This is a genomic window from Streptomyces sp. SID14478, from assembly GCF_010548525.1.
Lineage (GTDB): Bacteria > Actinomycetota > Actinomycetes > Streptomycetales > Streptomycetaceae > Streptomyces.
The window spans coordinates 1-2,826 of the sequence record NZ_JAAGMG010001321.1 but is presented as its reverse complement, the minus strand read 5'-3'; the positions used below and the strand labels follow the sequence as shown (position 1 = coordinate 2,826).

The 2,826-nt window shown below is 74.7% G+C and carries 2 protein-coding genes; both read left to right on the top strand.

The features are described from left to right. Positions 1 to 632 precede the first annotated feature (632 nt). Complete coding sequence (locus G3I40_RS41990) at positions 633 to 2,147, top strand: SDR family oxidoreductase (RefSeq protein ID WP_343245200.1); 1,515 nt, start codon at positions 633 to 635, stop codon at positions 2,145 to 2,147. 75 nt (positions 2,148 to 2,222) lie between these two features. Beyond that, the coding region (locus G3I40_RS41985; RefSeq protein WP_164560052.1) for a deoxyribodipyrimidine photo-lyase at positions 2,223 to 2,826 on the top strand (604 nt) is incomplete at its 3' end.

Sequence of the window (2,826 nt, the reverse complement as noted above, 5' to 3'; positions counted from 1 at the left end):
CTGGTATCTCGTGGCGGCGGGCAGCCGCGCGGTCACGCGGATCTCGGTGAGCGGCGCGGTCGACGCGGTGCGGCCGGGACGCACGGCGGCCGTGCGCGCTCCGGAGAAGGGCGCCGTGCACGTGACGGCGCGGCTCGACAACGGTGAGGCGCTGACGCAGGTCGGGTCCTGAGCGGGTCCGGACGCCGGTGAGCCCCCGTCCGTGCAGGACGGGGGCTCACCGCTTTCACGGGTCGGCTCGCCGCGCTGCCCGGGCGCGGGCCGACGCGGGATCAGCCGGAGCCGTTGCTCTCCCCGGCGACCACCAGGAAAGCGTCCGACTCGATGTCCATGACCACCTTCGCGGCCCGCCCCTGAGCGCGTAGCCGGGCGGCGTACTCCTCCGCCGGCCAGGACCCTCGGGGAGCCCCCGCGGAAAACCGTCGCAATACCTTCGTCCGCATAGCGCGGCACCTCCACACCCTGTCGCCACCGCATGCACGGCCCCTGCCCGGAGGCCGTTCTTTGTCCCTGTGCTGCGGATGCCCGCTGCCGAGGCGACCATGCATCCAGCGGGTGCATCCGGCCGGGGCTCCCCTGCGGAAGTGCCGCAGGAAGCGGATGGTGGGAACGGACGAGCAAGGGAGCCGACCGTGGACGAGCAGGACCGTGAACTGCGCTGCCTGGTGACGGGTGCGACCGGCTACATCGGCGGACGGCTGGTGCCGGAACTGCTGGCGTCGGGGTACCGGGTGCGCTGCCTGGCGCGCTCACCCGACAAACTGCGCGACCATCCGTGGGCCGACAGCACCGAGATCGTGCGCGGGGACGTCACGGACGCCGCCTCGCTCGCCGACGCCCTGCGGGGCGTCGACGTCGCCTACTACCTGGTGCACTCGCTGGGCAGCGGCCGGGACTTCGAGCGCACCGACCGGGAGGCCGCGCGGCTCTTCGGCGAACAGGCCCGCCGGGCGGGAGTGCGCCGCATCGTCTATCTCGGCGGGCTCACCCCGCGGGGCGTCCCCGAGCAGGAGCTGTCGCCGCACCTGCGCTCCCGCGCCGAGGTGGGGCATCTGCTGCTGGCTTCCGGGGTGCCGACGACGGTGCTGCGCGCCGCGGTGATCATCGGCTCCGGATCGGCGTCGTTCGAGATGCTGCGCTACCTCACCGAACGTCTGCCGGTGATGGTGACGCCGAGCTGGGTGCGCACCCGGACGCAGCCGGTCGCGGTGCGCGACGTGCTGCGCTGCCTCGTCGGGAGCGCCACGATGCCGGCGCGGGTGAGCCGCGCCTTCGACATCGGCGGTCCCGACGTGCTGACGTACCGCGACATGATGCTGCGCTACGCCCGGGTGGCGCGGCTGCCGCGGCGGCTCGTGCTGACCGTGCCGATGCTCACTCCCGGCCTGTCCAGCCACTGGGTCGGCCTGGTGACGCCGGTGCCCGCCTCGATCGCCCGGCCGCTCACCGAGTCGCTGCGGCACGAGGTCGTCTGCCACGAGCACGACATCGCGGAGTGGGTGCCGGATCCGCCGGGGGCACCGCTGGGGTTCGACGCGGCGGTGGGCCTCGCGCTGCAACGGGTCCAGGGCGCGCAGGTAAGCACGCGCTGGTCGTCCGCCGCGGTGCCCGGCGCGCCCAGCGACCCGCTGCCCACGGACCCGGACTGGGCGGGCGGCAGCCTGTACACGGACGTGCGCGAGCAACTCGTGGAGGCGTCCCCGCGACAGCTGTGGAACGTCGTCGAGGGCATCGGCGGCGAGCACGGCTGGTACTCCTTCCCGCTGGCCTGGGCGGTGCGCGGTCTGCTCGACCGGATGGTCGGCGGTGTGGGGCTGCGGCGCGGGCGGCGCGACGCCGCCCGGCTGCGCGTCGGTGACTCGCTGGACTTCTGGCGGGTGGAGGAGATCGAGCCGGGTCGGCTGCTGCGGCTGCGGGCCGAGATGCGGCTGCCGGGGCTCGCCTGGCTGGAGCTGACCGTCGAGCCGGCACCGGGCGGGCACGCGCGCTATCGGCAGCGGGCGCTGTTCCACCCGCGCGGTCTGGCGGGTCAGGCGTACTGGTGGAGCGTGGCGCCGTTCCACTCCGTGGTGTTCGGCGGGATGGCCCGCAACATCGCCGCGGCGGCGCAGCGGGTCGTCGACGACGGCCCCCCGAACGGGGAGTAGGTGCATCCGCGCACGTCCCGTCCGGGGAAGGGGTGGGGAAAGATCCTTTCCCCCGACCCAGCCGGGAGTGCCTCCGTGCGTGTCCGTGTCGTCCTGTTCACCTCCGACCTGCGAGTCCACGACCATCCGCCGCTGCGGGCCGCCCTGAACGGCTCCGACGCGGTGGTGCCGCTGTTCGTGCGGGACACGGGGATCGCGTCGACCGGTTTCCCCGCGCCCAACCGGGAGGCGTTCCTCGCGGACTGTCTGCGCGATCTCGACGCGGCGCTGCGCCGGCTCGGCGGCCGCCTGGTGGTGCGCTCGGGGGACGTGGTGGACGAGGTCGCCAAGGTGGTCACCGAGACGGACGCCGACGCGGTCCACCTGGCGGCCGGGGTCACCTCCTACGCGCACCGCCGCGAGGACCGGCTGCGGGCCGCGCTGCGCGGTCTCGGGTGCGACGTCGTCGCCCACGACGCGGTGGTGACGTGCGTCCCGCCCGGTGCGCTCACCCCCGCCGCCAGCGATCACTTCGCCGTGTTCACTCCGTACCACCGGCACTGGGAGGGGCAGCCGCTGCGCGCCGCGGTCCGGGCGCCGCGGGCCGTGACGGTCCCCGACGGCGTCGGCTCCGAGCCGCTGCCCGAACGCGGCTCGGTGCCGGGGGTGTCACCGGGGCTCGCCGAGGGCGGTGAACGCG